General features: G+C 74.6%; 1 protein-coding gene. It reads left to right on the plus strand.

Going from position 1 to position 284, the window contains the following annotated elements; genetic code table 11:
• Positions 1 to 284, plus strand: a 284-nt coding sequence (locus CD790_RS34295) for an SDR family NAD(P)-dependent oxidoreductase (protein ID WP_144387287.1), incomplete at both ends; no start/stop codon positions are given.

Genomic DNA, 284 nt, shown 5'->3' on the forward strand with positions numbered 1-284 from the left:
GATGCCGCGGGTTGGCGTGCCGGTGGTTCGGTGTTGGTGACGGGTGGTACGGGTGCGCTGGGCGCTCATGTGGCGCGTTGGCTGGTGGAGCGGGGTGCCGAGCACCTGGTGTTGACCAGCCGTCGTGGGCTGGAGGCGCCGGGCGCGGCCGAGTTGCGGGACGAGCTCGTCGCGCTGGGCGCCCGGGTCACCGTCGCCGCGTGCGACGTGGCCGACCGGGAGGCGCTGGCCGAGCTCATCGCCTCGCTCCCCGAGGAACTGCCGCTCACCGCCGTGGTGCACGC

Origin of the sequence: Streptomyces sp. SAJ15 (assembly GCF_007595705.1) — a bacterium.
Lineage (GTDB): Bacteria > Actinomycetota > Actinomycetes > Streptomycetales > Streptomycetaceae > Streptomyces.